Source organism: Onishia niordana, assembly GCF_004798965.1.
GTDB lineage: Bacteria > Pseudomonadota > Gammaproteobacteria > Pseudomonadales > Halomonadaceae > Onishia > Onishia niordana.
The window spans coordinates 208,367-224,163 of the sequence record NZ_SDSD01000001.1; the positions used below are offsets into that span (position 1 = coordinate 208,367).

Annotated in this window: 12 protein-coding genes; 1 reads left to right on the forward strand and 11 read right to left on the reverse strand. The window is 60.9% G+C overall.

Translation table 11 applies throughout. The features are described 5' to 3' along the window. Nucleotides 1-79: 79 nt before the first annotated feature. The 8 genes from ETC27_RS00915 to efp form a co-directional block, all read right to left on the reverse strand. Nucleotides 80-1,060 (reverse strand): tetratricopeptide repeat protein, encoded by a 981-nt coding sequence (locus ETC27_RS00915; RefSeq protein WP_136253112.1) that lies wholly within the window; start codon nucleotides 1,058-1,060, stop codon nucleotides 80-82. A 19-nt stretch (nucleotides 1,061-1,079) separates the two neighbouring features. Continuing rightward, nucleotides 1,080-2,063 (reverse strand): tetratricopeptide repeat protein, encoded by a 984-nt coding sequence (locus ETC27_RS00920; protein ID WP_240724747.1) that lies wholly within the window; start codon nucleotides 2,061-2,063, stop codon nucleotides 1,080-1,082. Nucleotides 2,064-2,065: 2 nt separating this feature from the next. Beyond that, nucleotides 2,066-5,362, reverse strand: coding sequence for a hypothetical protein (locus ETC27_RS00925; RefSeq protein WP_136253113.1), 3,297 nt, complete (start codon nucleotides 5,360-5,362; stop codon nucleotides 2,066-2,068). After that, nucleotides 5,350-6,222 carry a DUF4123 domain-containing protein gene (locus ETC27_RS00930; RefSeq protein ID WP_168709003.1) on the reverse strand — a complete coding sequence of 291 codons (873 nt, stop codon included), beginning with the start codon at nucleotides 6,220-6,222 and terminating at the stop codon, nucleotides 5,350-5,352. Before ETC27_RS00930 ends, ETC27_RS00925 begins: the two co-directional genes overlap by 13 nt. Continuing rightward, complete coding sequence (locus ETC27_RS00935; protein WP_136253115.1) at nucleotides 6,207-8,330, reverse strand: type VI secretion system Vgr family protein; 2,124 nt, start codon at nucleotides 8,328-8,330, stop codon at nucleotides 6,207-6,209. The genes ETC27_RS00930 and ETC27_RS00935 overlap by 16 nt, the downstream gene beginning before the upstream one ends. Nucleotides 8,331-8,568: 238 nt before the next feature. After that, nucleotides 8,569-9,087: an Hcp family type VI secretion system effector gene (locus ETC27_RS00940; protein WP_136253116.1), complete on the reverse strand. Its 519-nt coding sequence runs from the start codon at nucleotides 9,085-9,087 to the stop codon at nucleotides 8,569-8,571. Nucleotides 9,088-9,286: 199 nt separating this feature from the next. After that, nucleotides 9,287-10,261, reverse strand: coding sequence for an EF-P lysine aminoacylase EpmA (gene epmA, locus ETC27_RS00945; RefSeq protein WP_136253117.1), 975 nt, complete (start codon nucleotides 10,259-10,261; stop codon nucleotides 9,287-9,289). A 107-nt stretch (nucleotides 10,262-10,368) separates the two neighbouring features. Beyond that, nucleotides 10,369-10,935 carry an elongation factor P gene (efp, locus tag ETC27_RS00950; protein ID WP_136253118.1) on the reverse strand — a complete coding sequence of 189 codons (567 nt, stop codon included), beginning with the start codon at nucleotides 10,933-10,935 and terminating at the stop codon, nucleotides 10,369-10,371. Nucleotides 10,936-11,032: 97 nt separating this feature from the next. On the opposite strand from efp, the gene epmB reads away from it, so the two are divergent. Beyond that, entirely contained in the window at nucleotides 11,033-12,091 is a 1,059-nt protein-coding gene (epmB, locus tag ETC27_RS00955; RefSeq protein WP_136253119.1) for an EF-P beta-lysylation protein EpmB, read from the forward strand. Nucleotides 12,092-12,250: 159 nt separating this feature from the next. Here epmB and leuA read toward each other — a convergent pair whose 3' ends face one another. The 3 genes from leuA to ETC27_RS00970 form a co-directional block, all read right to left on the reverse strand. Further along, on the reverse strand, nucleotides 12,251-13,966 hold the full coding sequence (gene leuA / locus ETC27_RS00960; RefSeq protein ID WP_136253120.1) for a 2-isopropylmalate synthase: 1,716 nt from the start codon (nucleotides 13,964-13,966) through the stop codon (nucleotides 12,251-12,253). A gap of 349 nt (nucleotides 13,967-14,315) precedes the next feature. Beyond that, nucleotides 14,316-15,143: an ion transporter gene (locus ETC27_RS00965; protein WP_136253121.1), complete on the reverse strand. Its 828-nt coding sequence runs from the start codon at nucleotides 15,141-15,143 to the stop codon at nucleotides 14,316-14,318. A 275-nt stretch (nucleotides 15,144-15,418) separates the two neighbouring features. Beyond that, nucleotides 15,419-15,676, reverse strand: coding sequence for a TIGR02647 family protein (locus ETC27_RS00970; RefSeq protein ID WP_136253122.1), 258 nt, complete (start codon nucleotides 15,674-15,676; stop codon nucleotides 15,419-15,421). Nucleotides 15,677-15,797: the final 121 nt, after the last annotated feature.

The window sequence follows — 15,797 nt, forward strand, 5'->3', positions numbered from 1 at the left end:
CCGCATCTAGACCCCAGGCAGGCATCGACAGCAAAAGTAGGCAGAACAGCAAACTACCAAAACCCTTACCCCTCATAATCTAGAAGCCATATTTCGGCGGAAATTTCGACAAGGGCGGGCCATGATTCAACCACTCGTCTTCAGCAGTTTCTTCCGCCTGTTGACGCTGATCATAACTGAGAAGACTTCTATTACGAGACATAATCGATTCAGCGGTATTATCGTCAACCTCTTCATCTATTGCATAAAGAATAGACCAACCTTTCATAACATCTTGATCGACAAAACACCCTCCGCCTTCACTGCCATATTCTTCTGGATTAAGGTAACACCATCCAATTTTCAAGCGAGCTCCGCGCGATCCATCCTCGGATGCTTTGACCAACCACTCCCAAGACTCTTTTTCTTGACCTTTATCACTTAAAGTGCCAGACAAGGTATGCATGGCAGGCACATATCCTTGATTCGCCGCGTCTCTAGCCAGTTTTTCGGCCGCCTCGAGGCGGCTCCCATCCGACCAATAGAAGCCGTACCCATCTTGGATCAGCTTGGCCAGACGGTCCTGAGCCTCAGGACTACCAGCTTCTGCGGCTTTCTCCAGCCATTCATTGCCTTCATCGCTATCGTCTAGGGCGCCATAAATGTAATGCAACGCCAGCATGGCCTCGGCATCTCCCTCCTCGGCGAGGGGCAACTGCTCATTACGCGCTTTTTCGCGCCAGCCTTCGGCGTCCTCGGGACAGTAATCACCAGCAACACAGGCACCACCGCTCCATAAACGCAGCATCGCGTAGGGCTCACCATGTTCCGCGGCCTTCAGATACCAGTCCAGGGCCGCTCGCGTCATACTCATCATGCGCTGACGGCGCTCCGCCTCTCCCATGTAATACATGGACTCTACATCTCCAGCATTAGCCGCCTTTTTCAGATATGGCAGTGCCGCTGTTGAATGACTGATATTATAAAGCCGCATACCCTCATCCTTGGCGGCCTGAGCCTCGGGCTCGAGGGCCGAGGCCAGCAGAGGAAACACCAGCCATGCCAGGGTCAGCAAGGCCATGCACCATGATCGCTGTATTCTAGAAACCAAAACGCGGAGGGAAGTTAGAGAGAGGTGGCTGCTTGTTTAACCAATCCTCCGCCAGCTCTTCAGCCTCTTCTTTTTCCTGCTGATCAAGCTTATCTTGGTTCATTTTCAGAATATCTTCAGATGTACTATCACCTTCCAGCTCAACATCTACCGCTGTAAGAATCGCCCAGCCTAGCGTAGGGTTCTCATCCTCAAAGCAAAGCCCGTCTAATTGCTGACTTTTATTCAGATAACACCAGCCTAAATTTACTCTTGAGCCACGATCACCTTCTCTAGAAGCGCTAACCAGCCATTGCCAGGCTTCCCGGCTCTCGCCTTTATTAGCCAGCAATCCAGACAACTCACTCATTGCTGGAACATACCCTTTATCAGCCGCACGCCTGAACCACTCTTCAGCCGCCTCCGTACGGCGTGACTCCAGGAAATACCAGCCTTGGCCGCCACGAATATTCATGCCCAGACGCGTCTGGGCTTCGGGATTGCCCGCTTCCGCCGCTTTTTCCAGCCATTCGACGCCCTCTCCGCTATCATCCATAAGGCGATAGATATGGTAGAGAGCCAACATAGCGTCGGTATCACCAGCCTTCGCCTTGGGTAGGGTTTCGGCCAGCGCCTTCTCGCGCCAGCCCTCGGCATCTCCCGGGCATTCATCACCGGCAACGCAAGCACCACCCTGAAACAGGCGCAGCATGGCATAGGGCTCACCATGTTCGGCGGCCTTCAGATACCAGTCCAAGGCCGCTCGCGTCATACTCATCATGCGCTGACGGCGTTCTGCTTCCCCCATGTAGTACATTGCCTCGACATCACCCGCTTCAGCGGCCTGCTTGAGATAGGGCAAGGCCGCCGTCGAGTGCTGGATATCGTAGAGACGCATGCCCTCGTCCTTAGCAGCTTGTGAATCATCATTCAAACTCCAAGCCGGGCTAGCAAAAAAAAGAAAAAAAACTCCTAAAAAAGGAAAAATACGCACAGTCAATTCCTCCTATAGCTAACGTTCCGACCGGCCGGAGTCATCACAATCTCACATTGGGAATCAAAACCACTCCCCAACCGATCCGCTAGACTTTCATATCCAGACCTGGCTATACGGGCATTCGCATCATCACTTCCAGTATCTATTCCCATGAACTCGTCTAACTTATATCTATTCGTGCAATATGAACGCCCGAAATATCTATCTTTTTCTTCCTCGCTTTCATCAGTATCGGAACCTGGGTACTTACCATCAATAGACATCCTGGCGACGGACTTCTCGAAACGAGTCTGTGTGGAGGATCGTGGATATAGGCCATGCATATAGCCTTCCTCGATCCATTTCAGGCAACGGAAAATAGCGACCTGCTGCAGGTCGATGGCCTGGCCACGACCGTAGCTCTGGCCTTCAATGTCATAGTCAAAAAAGCCCGGCTCGGCCCTTAATACATGCAACAAGGGGCCCAGAGCTTCAGGCGGTAACTGCTGAATCCAGGCCTTTAGCTGGCTTTCCTTCTCAGGGTTATTTTCCGCATCGACGATGGCATACGCTATCGGCCCAGCCCGATCCGAACGCGTGAAGTCGTCGTACAGGCTATCCACGTAGTCCACGCCCCGCAACGCCAGCATGCCAACATCCACCAGCAGCATGGTCTGCATGAAGAACAGTTTGCTGAAGCCCTCGAAGGCGGCGGGGGTGATCCAGTCGACCACCTCGTAGTCGTTGTCGACCAGCGCCTGGTGCAGCATGCCCATCCAGGGATCCAGCCGGTCGGGGTCGAGCTCGACGCTGAACTTGCCACCGACGCCACCCTTGAGCACCAGCCGGGCCTTGAGGGTCAGCACGAACTTGCCGTCGATCAGGCCGATCTGGAAGTCGGCCTCGGCACCGATACCCGCCAGGGCCTCGGCCGCCAGGGTCGCCTTGGATAGCTCGCCCCAGTCGTCGAGCGGCTCGCTGAGCATGCCCAGCTCGTCCAGGGCGGCGTACTTGGGCAGGCGCTGCAGGATATCGGTCGGCGGCTTCCAGCGTAGCGCCACACTGCACTGAACCGTGATGCCGACGCCGGCGAAGGCCTTGAAGGAGGCGGCCGTCCCGGCCTGGGTGGCGCGATCGAGGCCGACGATGGAGACGCCATTCTGACCGACGCTGAGTCCCGTCTCTGCGGCGAGTGCCGCACTGGCCCCCGCGAAGCCCTTGGCCACCGGCTCAAGGCGCAGCGCATAACACCCCAGGCTGCGACGTTCATCACCCTTGTTGTGTAGCGTGACTTCGATGGGCTCGGCGTTTGCCTCCTCGGGCAACGAGAAGGTGCCGAAGGAGAGCTCGCCGGCCACCAGGTTGAACTTGGCCTCCGCCTTGGCCGAATAGCTGGCCTTGGCGCTAGCACCGCGATCCGGTCGATTCTGCAGGCCTCCCGCCGCTGACGAGTCGGCCGCGGGTGCGGTGGTTAACTGGCGCTCGTCGACCCGCTGACCGACATCCTTGGCCTCGGCCTCGAGGTTACTTCCCGCGTCGGCCGAGACGCTGCCGTCCATAACCTCCAACGACAGGCTCGGCCCCGTGGCCTGGATTTCCTGGGGCCGGTCCGGTGCGACCTGTTCCTTGAGGTCGCCATAGCTCATCCCGACCATGCGCAGGTACTGGGCCTGAGCAGAGGCATCGAAGAGCCGCAGCACCTCGAGCGAGGGGCCGGTGAAGAGCATGTGCTGCAGGGTCTCACCCCAGGCCTCTCGCTGGCCTTCCAGGGATGCAACCTGAATCTCTTGCTCGTCGAGATGGGCGAAGAAGCGCTCAGGCTCGAACAGTCCCAGTGTCTCGTCATGCCAAGCGGGGTCCCACTCGATGCTCTGGCATCCCCGACCGGTAAGCCACTGCGAGAGCGCACTCTCGGGAGCCTCCCAAAGCTGGGCGGGCAGCGCGCCATCCCCGGGCAGACCTCGCTTGAGGCTTTCATGCTCTTCCGCCGTCATGGCCAGGGCCGCCAGTTGGTGCAAGCTAAGGTGACTGAGCGACTGGGGGCCGAGCGGCGAACTGAACTCACGCAGCGGAAAGTCATTGCGTACCAGCACATCGACGCTGCGCTTCCGATAGCCGAGCGCATGGCGTGGATCAGTAACATCGGCATTCCAATAGAGAACACGCCGCGGCTCCATGGCCTCTGTCGTTTGGCGTGCAGTCTCGTAGAAGGCATCGAGCCGGCGGCAATAATCCTCGTATCGACTGCGTTCCTCTTCCAGCAGGAAGATCGGCAGTGCCGCCTGTCCAGCGGTGCTGTCCCGCCAATCCTCGAGCTTGGCATCCATTGAGGAAGCAATATCGGGCAGTTCCTTGAGCAGGTGGTTATAGCCATCGAAATCGGAGACGCCTGGCTGAAGGCCCGGCGTCTGCCGAGAGGGATCGGCTAGCGCCAACTCGGGTGTGGCGATCCCCATCGCGGCCAGTTGGAGAATGCTCTGGATATAGGACGCTTCGGCGCTATCGTTCTGCTCGTCGAGATAGTCTGCATAGTCCTCGACCGGGCAGCTTCTCCGCGCCACATATGGCGAGACACCACCGCATAGGGCGGTGTACCGAAAGGCATAGCGAATCGCGTCGCCGACGGGAGCCTCGCCTTCGACGAACCGCTCGACGTAGTCCTGGCGGCACTCGCGATAGTTCGTCAAGGCCGTTTCGATCTCCTGTTCCCAGGCGCCGTAGAAACGATCTCCATCGGTCTCAAAGCCTTGGCGCTCGGCTTCACGCTGCCCTTCGCGACGAAGTATCTCGATGTCATGCTTCAGCCCGAGTGCAATACGCCGCTCTCTTCGCCCAGCAGCTCCATTACGAGAAGCCTCCAACTCTTCGACCCTATCTAGCTCACGCTGCTTCTCTTGGTAATCCTTACGTTTATCCGAGTTCAGAAAGTTATCCAGCGTCGCCGGCATGATGCAACCTGCCAGGCCAGCCTCTTCGGAAAGCTTCGTCATGCGAGCTTGGGGGTCGGACTCGGCGACGATCTGAGCAAGTTGATCGGCCGCCTCGTGCAGGGCATCCGACACCGGCTGGGTCAGCAGCCAGAAGGTACCTGTCCCGCTCAGGTAGAGAATATCGGCCCAGGTATCATCCTCGCAGGGATGTGAGGCCTGCTGACCGACCTCGCCACCGCCAGGGATTACCTCGCAGCTCGACAACTGATGTACCGTGGGTGTCGGAGCCGAGGGGGGAGTAGAAGCCTCCTCCGCAACCCAGTCGCCCGGCTTGGGCCCTCCCGGCGAACTTGCCGTTGACTCGCTGTCCCTGATCACATCGTCCATGCGTGCGTGTTCCTATCCTGTGCCTGAAGCGTTGCCATCCGTTCGCGAAGGGCCTTGACCTTGCGCCAAGCCGGCTGGTCCGAGTCGAGGATCTCGCGACTCTCCTCGCTCTCGCGCCATTGCGCCCGCTGCACATAGGGCAGCAGGCTGTCCAGATGGCGGGCGCGCGTGATGCCGTAGCGGTTGAGCATGGCAAGCCCCTCTAGCCAGGCGGCATCGACCTCATCTAGCCGAATCCCCAACCGCTCGGCCAAAAACCAGGCCTGGGGGGCCGCCTTGAGCGCCGCTTCCATGTCGGGCGTCAGACGCGGCGAGGCGTCGAGCTCATCTGCCGCCTCGAAACGCTTCCAAACCTGCCAATGCCCCGAGGGCGTGGGAGTGATGAGCTCGCCGAGCGGCGACAAGACTTGCGCCAGCGTCGCGGACTCGGCGCTGGCCAGCAGAGCTGTCAGGGCCACCGGATCCTGCACATTGACCAGCGACTGGCCACCATGCGGATCAGCCCAAACGAACAGTTTTTGCAGGTGAATGATCAGCTCGGCAAAGGCCGTCGTCGGCAATGGCTGACAGCACCAGCCCAGGCGGCGTTCCCGGCACAGCGCCTCACCGGCACGCCAGGCGTCGCTGCCGGCCTCGAGCGGCACGGCCCAGGGGCCGGCCTCCTGCAGTGGGGCCAGCGGGGTGGCGGCGAACAGCGGCACATGCTCGTGGATGCCCTCGCGGCCTACCAAAGCGCGGCTCGCCTCGGAGGCGCGTCGCTGGTCGAGCACCATCACCAGAGGCCGCTCGGGCGACAGCCAGGCGTCGGGCTCGCCGCTGAGGCGGGTGCGCTCGGGCAGGCGCGCTAGCCATTCAGGCATGGGCAATCCTCCCGGCTGCACTGGGTCTCGCTGATCTTGCCGCATAGCGGCATCAACGCCGCTTCCGAAAGCTGGTAATCGAGCAGCGAAGGCAACGCGATGGGCGCGATCGCATCACTCACTTCAGGCTCGGCATGCCCCGGCCGCAGCGGCGCCTGGGCGCCCTGCCCCGTGCCGCTACCCGGGCTGCCGCCGGCGTTCACCTTCACGCTGGGGCCGCTGATGGTGATGCCGCTGCCGTCGACCTTGAGGAAGCTGCCGCCGGCCTTGAGGGTCAGCTCGCTGCCGGCTTCCATCACCACCTTCTGGCCGGCCTTGATGTGCAGCTCGCGGCCGCTCTCGGTGAGCCAGGCCTGGCCGGCGCTCAAGTGCAGGCTGCCGTCGATGGTCAGGTGCTGGGCGCCGTCGCTCTTCTCGCGGCGCTCGCCGTGCACGCTGTGATGATCGTCGCGGTCGATCTCGGCGATGCGGTCGCGCTTGACCTTGAGATCGCTATCGCGGCGGATCTCCTCGAGACGGTCGTTTTCGGTCAGCAGCTCCAGATCTTTCTGGGCGTGCCACCAGATCTGCTCCTGGTCGTGCTGATCCTCGAAGCGCAGTTCGTTGAAGCCCTCGCCCTGGTGGGTCTGGGTGCGCAGCACGGTGCGGGTCTTGTGCTCGGGCAGCGAATACGGTGGCGTATTCACCGCGTGGTAGGTGCGGCCGGTAATCAGCGGCTGGTCGGGGTCGCCTTCCAGGAAGGAGACGATCACCTCATGGCCGATGCGCGGAATCGCCATCATCCCGTAGCCACCGCCGGCCCAGCCCTGGCTGACGCGCAGCCAGGCGCTGGCGGTTTCATCCGGTGCCGCGTAGCGGTCCCAGGGGAACTGGCAGCGCACCCGGCCATGCTCGTCGCAGTGGATCTCTTCGCCCTCGGGGCCGACCACGAAGGCCACCTGGGGACCGTCGACACGTGGCTTGGGCTGGGGCTCGGGGCGCCAGGCGGCGTCGTCCGGGGTAAGCGTTAGGGTGTTGTGGTAGCGAGTCATACCCGCTTGATCACTGGCGGTGATGCCGACGGCATCTTCTTCCAGCGCTTGGGGCTGCTCGCCCTGGTGGATCACCTTGACGACCTGCCAGCCGCGATTGAACTCGCCGACATCATGGTCGGCCAGGGTGAAGCGGGCACCCGGGGAAAGCTCCGGCAGGTCGCTCTCGCCATCGAGGGTCAGGGCGTCGTGGCGCAGGTGCTCGAGGCGGTGGCGGGTAAAGGCCTGACCGGAGGCGTCGGCCTTGTAGCGGCCCGGATAGTCGTAGTGCTCATAGTCTTCGCGCTGGCTGTGCTGTTCCAGTCCCTGGCCCTGGTGATCCTGCAGTTGGCCATAGGCGGGCTGCTTGAAGCTGTAGTCCTTGAGCTGGGCGCGGGCCGGGCGCACCCGGGCGGTCTGGGTCAGCCGTCGCAGATGGCGCTTAGGCGCGCTGCCACCGGCGCGGTGATGATAGCTGCGCTCGCCGAGCCCGGTGAGCACCTGAGGATCGTCGGCAAACACCAGGCGGTGGGCGCCAAGGTCGTCATCCTCGCCACTCGATTCCAGATGCTGATGGAAATAGAAGAGCCCTTCCTCGGCGGCCAGGCGCTCGACGAACTCGAGATCGGTCTCGCGGTACTGCACGCAGTACTCGCGCTCCTCGAGCTCGCGGGTCACGGCGAAGGCCACATCGGTCAGGCCGCGCTCCTCGCACAGGGTGTTGATAATCGTCAGCGGCGAGACGCGCTGGAAGATGCGCGAATTGTGGCACAGCGAGAGGCGCCACAGCGAGGGGCGGATAATCACCTCGTAGTGGCTGCGGCGATGGCCACGGTCGCCGCGGCCGAACTCGGCCACGATGCCGTGAACGCGACGCTGGGCGATGCCACCCTGCCACACGGTCAGGCTCGCCGGTCGGTCGAGCAGCGTCTCCGGCGAGAGATCGGCGGCGCGGCTGGCGAAGCGCACCCGCAGGTGGAAAGGCGCCGAGAGCGCCTCTTCGTGGCTGAAGTCGATCACCGAAAGCTCGGTCTGGCCTGGGCCACGAGGGAGACCGGCAAGGCTCAGGGTGAACTGGAGTCCCTTGGGCTGAAGCATGGCATCCCTCCTGGAGGCCGTGTCCGTTACGCGAACCGCCAGCGCGAGTGGCTGGCGGCAGCGGTAGGTTACGCGTGTAATTCACCATGACAAGGCATTGGCGCCATGTGTAAGTGATCGCTGACACTATCTAGTGGCAAACGCTTACACATGACGCCGCCAGGGCACAGGCCCTGGCGGCGAAAGACGGTGCCCGCCGGGCGCGAGCATTGGAGAAGCACCGTCGGTGCGCGAGACCTTAGGCCTCGACTGGGGCGCGCCAGTCGTCGGAGCCAGAAGTACCGGCGACGGTGTGTTCCCAATCGATCTTGCGATACGCCAGGGAGACATCCATCAGCTGAGTGAACTCAGAGGTGTTGGTGTCCTGAGCGTGGGGCATGCGCAGGTTGATATCGACGATGGTGGCGTCGGTCAGCGAGGTGGTGAAGAAGTGTTCCTGCTTGCCTTCAACGGAGGTGCGGTACCACTTCAGCTCGACGTTGGGCAGCATCTCGCCGGACGCCAGGGCGTTGTACATCAGCGGCACGGCCTTGTTCAGGGCCACGGTGAAGATGAACGGCTTGTGGGCACGCTGGCCGGAGGGCTGGCCGGACTGCGGGTCAGTCGGCACCGTCACGATGTGCTTGAATTCCTGTACCAGCATCTGGTCTTCGTGGCCTTCGACATAGATGTTGCCGACGGACTCGGGAGTGAAGGCACCCGCGGTGATGTTGCCCTGGGTCTGGCCTTCGATGCTGATATAACACGGTGTAGGCATGAGTCTGCTCCTTGACGTTGAGTGGCGATGTCCAGTGGACACCCACCTAAGAGGCAAACCAAATGCCAAACGTGGTAAATATACTAAAAATCAAATATTTAACTAAAATCACTCCCTCTACTCTATTGCCTGTGTGAGCAAGATCTTGCCTGAATCGAGCAAGAAGTTGCCCAGCGGGCAAGATCTTGCTCGGCCACCCTCAGGCACTGGGCGTTGAGAAGGCCATCACCTCGGCGACGCTATCTCTACCTAGCGCCAGCTGAAACAGCCGGTCGAGGCCCAGCGCCACCCCGCTGCCCGCGGGCATGCCGGAGCGAAGTGCCGCCACCAGGCGCTCATCTGGTGTGACTTGCGGCTTGCCAAGCGCCCGGCGGGCGGCGTTGTCCTCGTGAAAACGCGCCTGCTGCTCGTTAGCGTCGGTCAGCTCGTCATAGCCGTTGGCAAGCTCCAGCCCCTCGAGATAGACCTCGAAGCGCGAGGCCACCCACTCGCCGTCCTCAGGGTCACGGTGCTGTCGGGCCAGCGCCGCCTGACTGGCCGGGTAGTCGATCACCACATCCAGTCCCTCACGTCCCAACGTCGGCTCGATGACAAGGCTCATCAATAGATCCAGGCAGTCATCCCGCTCGGCACCCGCCATGTCCAGGTCGCCTCGTGTGCCGGCCAGTTGACGCAGCGCATCGATACTTGCCGTGAAGGGGTCGATGGCCAGGCTCTCGCGAAAGAGGTCACGATAGCGATGGCGGCGCTGCGGGCCGGGGTCTTGCGGCAACACCTCGCGAATCAAGGCATCGGTCTCGTCGATCAAGGCGGCAAGCGAGAAGCCTGGCCGATACCATTCGAGCATGGTGAACTCGAGGTTATGGCGCTTGCCTACCTCGCCGTCACGAACGCTGCGGGCAAGCTGGAAGATGGGGCCACTGCCGGCGGCCAGCAGGCGCTTCATGTGACATTCCGGCGAAGTCTGCATCCATAGTCGCTCTCGCCCCGCAGAGGTCGTGGCTTCGCAGGACAAGGAATCGAGGTGCACATCGGTGCTGCCACCATGACCAAGCATTGGTGTCTCGACCTCGAGCACCTGACGGGCGGCGAAGAAAGCCCGCACCTGTCCTGTCAGACGGGCTCGCTCGCGAAGCGTCGCGATCTCGGCGGTAGGCCGCCAATCAATGCTCATCGATAGTTCTCCAGAGACAACAAAAGGCCACACCCGAGAGAGTGTGGCCTTTTATGGACGAGGCTCTCCCACCTGGCGCCCTCTGCGAGCGCAGGAAGGGCCCGACATCAAGCGCGGGAGACGTACTCGCCGGAGCGGGTGTCGATCTTGAGCACCTCGCCCTCATTGATGAACAGCGGCACGCGCACCACGGCACCGGAAGACAGGGTCGCCGGCTTGGAGCCACCCTGGGCGGTATCACCCTTGAGGCCGGGGTCGGTTTCGGTGACTTCGAGCTCGATAAAGTTCGGCGGCGTCACACTGATGGCGTTGTCGTTCCAAAGCGTCACGGTGTAGGGCACTTGCTCCTTGAGCCACTTCTCGGTCTCTGCCAGAGCGCGCTTCTCGACCGCGTACTGCTCGAAGGAGCCGTCGGTCTTCATGAAGTACCACATGTCGCCGTCGGAGTAGAGGTACTCCATTTCCAGCTCGAGCACGTCAGCACCTTCGAGGGAGTCACCCGACTTGAAGGTACGCTCCCAGACGCGACCGGTCATCAGGTTGCGCAGCTTGACGCGGTTGAAGGCCTGGCCCTTGCCCGGCTTGACGAAGTCGTTCTCAACGATCGCGCAGGGGTCGCCGTCGAGCATCACCTTCAGACCGCCCTTGAATTCGTTGGTAGAATAGTTCGCCATGATTCCTCACCGATAGTTGGTCACGCCGGCCACGAGACGGACGTGAATCGAAAATGTGACGCGGGCCCAGGCCCTCGCCCTATGATAGTGTGCGCGCATGATAACCCGAAGCCCTGCCAATGTGCAGATTGCAAGCGATCTCGCCTCTTCGCTCGCATCGTCGCCCTCCTCTCCTTCCGGCGCGCCTGCTTGGCAGCGCCAGCTGGCCAATGTGGTCCGAGACCCAGTCGAGCTGTGTCGCCGACTGGGGCTCGACGACGATGCCCTGCCCGGCGCCCGAGACGGCCACGCCCTGTTCGAGGTGCGCGTTCCCGAAGCCTATCTGACTCGCATCCAGCCAGGCGACCCGACCGATCCGCTGCTGCGCCAGGTGCTACCGCTGGTCGCGGAGACCGATGCGGTGGACGGCTTCGTGGCCGACCCTCTTGAAGAGACCGATCACACGCCACGCCGGGGACTGATTCACAAGTATGCCGGCCGCGTGCTACTGATCGCGAGCCCTGCCTGCGCCATCAACTGCCGCTACTGTTTTCGCCGCCACTTCCCCTATCAGGAGAATTCGCCCTCGAGGGCTCAGTGGCAGGAGACCCTGGATTACCTGCGCGAGGACACCTCGATCCATGAGGTCATTCTCTCCGGCGGCGACCCGCTGGCGGCAAGCGATCGCCAGCTCGGCTGGCTTGTGGCACGCCTGGAGGAGATCCCGCATCTCAAGCGGCTGCGCATTCACACCCGACTGCCGGTGGTGATCCCCGCTCGTATCGATGAAGCGCTGCTCGAATGGCTTGGTGGCAGCCGTCTGCAGAAGGTAGTGGTACTGCACTCAAACCATGCCCACGAGATCGATGCGGAGGTGGCGGCGGCCTGTGCTCGACTGAATGACGCAGGGGTTACTCTGCTCAATCAGAGCGTGCTGCTGCGCGGCGTCAACGACAACGTGGCGGCCCTGGCCGCGCTCTCGGAACGGCTCTTCGAGGCCGGCGTGCTGCCCTACTACCTGCATGTACTCGACCCGGTGAGTGGCGCCGCTCACTTCGATGTGCCAGACGAGGAAGCCCGCCACCTGGTCGAGACGTTGCGTGACCAACTGCCCGGCTTCCTGATGCCGCGCCTGGTGCGCGAGGTGCCCGGCGCTGCCAGCAAGACGCCGCTCTAGGTCGCGTCCAGCGACAATGCAGCCCCAGCAAACGAAAGCCCCAGCAAACGAAAGCCCCCGCGGCCTGTCGGCCACGGGGGCGATACGGTCTGGCGAGTGGTGCACGCCTTGTCATGCTAACCGGCAGCCTCGGTGCCATTGACACCGGGGCCGCGACGATTACTTGACGGCTTCCAGCGTCTCGGCAGTGACGTTGGCGGCCACCGGCTCGTCGGCCAGATGACGATTGAGGGCGCCGATCACGCCCTTCATGGAAGCGGCCGTGATGCTCTCGTCGAGCCCCACGCCAAAGATCGCTTCATCACCCGCACGCACCTCGACATAGGCGATGGCTTCGGCGTCGGCGCCCTGGCCGCGAGAGTGCTCATGGTAGTCGATGATCTCGGCGTCCACGCCGTAGGCCACCAGCGCCTTGATGAAGGCGGCCAGCGGCCCATTACCTTCACCGCTGATCGTCTTGCGCTCGCCGTTGTGCTCTATCACCGCCTCGAGATGAACTCGCGGGCTATCCGGCTCGGAGGACATGCGGTGGTTGATGAGAGCAAGTGGCGCATCCTTCTCCAAGTATTCGTCGCTGAAGGCCTGATAGATCATTTTTGATGTGATCTCACGCCCGGTGCGATCGGCGACTTCCTGCACTACCTGGCTGAACTCGATGGACAACCGGCGCGGCAACTCGATGCCGTGCTCCTGCTCGAGCAGATAGGTGATACCGCCCTTCCCGGACTGACTGTTGACGCGGATCACCGCCTCGTAGCTACGGCCGACATCCATCGGGTCGATCGGCAGGTAGGGCACTTCCCATGCCGCCTCCGGGTCTTCACGACGCGCGGCCATGCCTTTCTTGATGGCGTCCTGGTGGGAGCCGGAGAAGGCGGTGAACACCAGATCGCCGACATAGGGGTGGCGCGGGTGAACCGGCAACTGATTACAGTGCTCGACTTCACGCATGATCGGGGTGATGTTGGAGAAGTCGAGGGCCGGGTGTACGCCCTGGGTGTAGAGGTTCATGGCCAGAGTGACGATATCGACGTTACCGGTGCGCTCGCCATTGCCGAACAGGGTGCCCTCGACGCGGTCTGCGCCGGCCATCACGGTCAACTCGGCGGCCGCAACGCCGGTGCCACGATCATTGTGCGGGTGCACACTGACGATCAGGTGATCACGATGGCTAATGTGGCGACAGAACCACTCCACCTGATCGGCATAGTTGTTGGGGGTCGCGCACTCCACTGTCGCCGGCAGGTTGACGATCATCGGCTTCTCGGCGGTAGCGCCGTAGGTGGCCATGACCGCATCGACGATCTCGACGGCGAAATCCATTTCAGTGGTAGTGAACAGCTCCGGCGAATACTGGAAGGTCCAATTCGTTTCCGGCGCCTCTTCCATACGCTGACGGATCAACGCAGTGGCATCACAAGCGATCTTGATGCAGTCGCTCTTGTCCACGTTGAATACCACGCGGCGAAATACCGGGTCAGTGGCGTTGTAGACGTGCACGATGGCCTTTTTCGCCCCCTTGAGGGCTTCGAAGGTCTTATCGATCAGATGCGGACGCGCCTGAGTCAGCACCTGGATGGTCACGTCGTCCGGCACCAGGTCATCCTCGATCAGCTCGCGGGCAAAATCGAAGTCGATCTGCGAGGCGGACGGAAAGCCGATCTCGATATGCTTGAAGCCGACTTGAACCAGGAGATCGAAGAAGCGTTTCTTGCGCTCGAGATCCATCGGGTCGATCAACGCCTGGTTACCATCACGCAGGTCCACGCTGCACCAAAGCGGTGGCGTCTCGATACGCTGACTGGGCCACTGGCGATCGGGCAAATCAACAGCAACGAAAGGACGGTATTTGCTGGACGGGTCGGCGAGCATCATGGCGTGAACTCCTGGCGCGGGGCGAGTGATGGCGTGTGCAAACGACGACGCCCCGGCTGCTGAATGCAGTCCGGGGCGCCGGTCGGTAAAAAATAGTGGTAAGCAGATGCAAAACGAGGGCTTCGAGGGTCGAAAACCCAGGAAGACGCTGCACTACGTACGCTTGTAAACATATGGCTGACTGACATCTTGCTACCTCAACGACCTGAAAACTTGGACTCTACAATGCGACGCGACGCGCCGCCCAGCGGGCTCATAGGCCTGCTAGTAGTAGTCGTAGATCTAGGCGAAGGGCTGAAGATGTCGTATTCATAGCACTAAGCAAATCAGTACAGCGAGCGCTTGTCAACTATCGCTCCCGGGAAAGCCCTTCCTCCAACCGAGATATCTGTTCACTCAGCGCTTTCACATCGCGGCGCAGCGCATGCAGTTCACCAGCCTCGCCGGTACCATTCTCGATCTCCATCTGCACGCTTTCCTTCTGCATCACGTCGAGCACGATACCGATCATCATGTTGAGAAAAATGAAGGCGGTCAGGAAGATGAAGGTCAGATAATAAAGCCAGCTCCAGGCATGCAGCTCCTGAGTGGCGTACATCACATCGGTCCAATCCTCGAAGGTGGCGATACGAAACAGCGTCAGCATGGCAACCGAGATGTTGTCCCACAGGAAAGGGTCAACGTCATGGAAAAGAAAGCTGCCAAGCGCTGCATAGATATAAAAGATGATGAACATCAGCAGGGCCACGTAACCCATGCGAGGAATCGACTTGATAAGCGCGGCCAGCAGAATGCGCAGTTCAGGAATCATCGACACCAAGCGCAGCACCCTGAAGACCCGTAGCAAGCGTGCGAGCAGGACCATTTCCGAATCGTCCAGCGGTATCAGGCTTGCCGCGACGATCAGTGTATCGAAGACATTCCAGCCGTTTTTTAAAAAGTCCTTGATCGAGCGTTCGGCGGCCAGGCGAATCAGAATTTCGACAAGAAAGAACAGGGTCACCGCCCAGTCGAAATAGTACAGCACCTGCTCGAAACGACTGGTCTGTTCTTCATAGGTTTTAGCACCGATCAGCAATGCTGAGACGAGAATGATGGCAATCACACAGGTCTCAAACAGCTTGTTGGCGCGCAGCCGCTCGAAGCGGGCCTGCCAGGTATTGAAGGGCTCACTCATCGGGGGTCCAGGGGTCTCTCTCCAAGGGGCACGGATTACTCAATGGGGAGGGAGAATAGCATGTCGTCATGGCGGCATGCGTCGCGTTGGATATTGGCCAGAGTGAACTAGGCCCTTCTGTGACACATCATCAATGCCGACCTCTATCAACATGCCGACGAAGCACTGCTGACAGAGGTAGCAATCGAATCGCGATGCTCAAGCACCGTGCTAAAGGTAACGCCCCACCCTCACCTGGTGGAACGGAGCGTATTAGTCCTAGGCAGGCATAAACACTAGCTGGCCAGCCGCTCGCTAACTAGGATGGTCAATAGGTCTTGGGCGTGCTGGGCAGCCTCATGACCGAGAGTCGTTAGATAGCCACCATCATCTTTGGTAATCAGCCCCTTGTCATAGAGCCGGCGCGCAGCCTCAATCGCTTCAGGCGCAGCCGTCGAGTGAACCTTGATGCCCTCCTGAGTGGTGGAAAGATTGAACAAGCCAAGAATCTTTATTTCCTCGAATAGCTCAGGTGAATAGCGGGATGTGAGCATGGCGACCTCATGGCAGTTAGTGACCCTCACAAATTAGCTCGCCAGGCCTCAGTTCACCAGCACCACAACCTCCTTAATTTTAGGGGCAACTTGCCGATAACCATCATGGAGACCTGAGACG

What these genes read in the sequence shown, in the direction of transcription:
- ETC27_RS00925 (WP_136253113.1), bottom strand. Translation starts at nt 5,362, where the DNA reads ATGGACGATGTGATCAGGGACAGCGAGTCAACGGCAAGTTCGCCGGGA.
- leuA (WP_136253120.1), bottom strand. Translation starts at nt 13,966, where the DNA reads ATGATGCTCGCCGACCCGTCCAGCAAATACCGTCCTTTCGTTGCTGTT.
- ETC27_RS00970 (WP_136253122.1), bottom strand. Translation starts at nt 15,676, where the DNA reads ATGCTCACATCCCGCTATTCACCTGAGCTATTCGAGGAAATAAAGATT.
- ETC27_RS00940 (WP_136253116.1), bottom strand. Translation starts at nt 9,087, where the DNA reads ATGCCTACACCGTGTTATATCAGCATCGAAGGCCAGACCCAGGGCAAC.
- ETC27_RS00915 (WP_136253112.1), bottom strand. Translation starts at nt 1,060, where the DNA reads ATGGCCTTGCTGACCCTGGCATGGCTGGTGTTTCCTCTGCTGGCCTCG.
- ETC27_RS00935 (WP_136253115.1), bottom strand. Translation starts at nt 8,330, where the DNA reads ATGCTTCAGCCCAAGGGACTCCAGTTCACCCTGAGCCTTGCCGGTCTC.
- ETC27_RS00965 (WP_136253121.1), bottom strand. Translation starts at nt 15,143, where the DNA reads ATGAGTGAGCCCTTCAATACCTGGCAGGCCCGCTTCGAGCGGCTGCGC.
- epmA (WP_136253117.1), bottom strand. Translation starts at nt 10,261, where the DNA reads ATGAGCATTGATTGGCGGCCTACCGCCGAGATCGCGACGCTTCGCGAG.
- epmB (WP_136253119.1), top strand. Translation starts at nt 11,033, where the DNA reads ATGATAACCCGAAGCCCTGCCAATGTGCAGATTGCAAGCGATCTCGCC.
- efp (WP_136253118.1), bottom strand. Translation starts at nt 10,935, where the DNA reads ATGGCGAACTATTCTACCAACGAATTCAAGGGCGGTCTGAAGGTGATG.
- ETC27_RS00930 (WP_168709003.1), bottom strand. Translation starts at nt 6,222, where the DNA reads ATGCCTGAATGGCTAGCGCGCCTGCCCGAGCGCACCCGCCTCAGCGGC.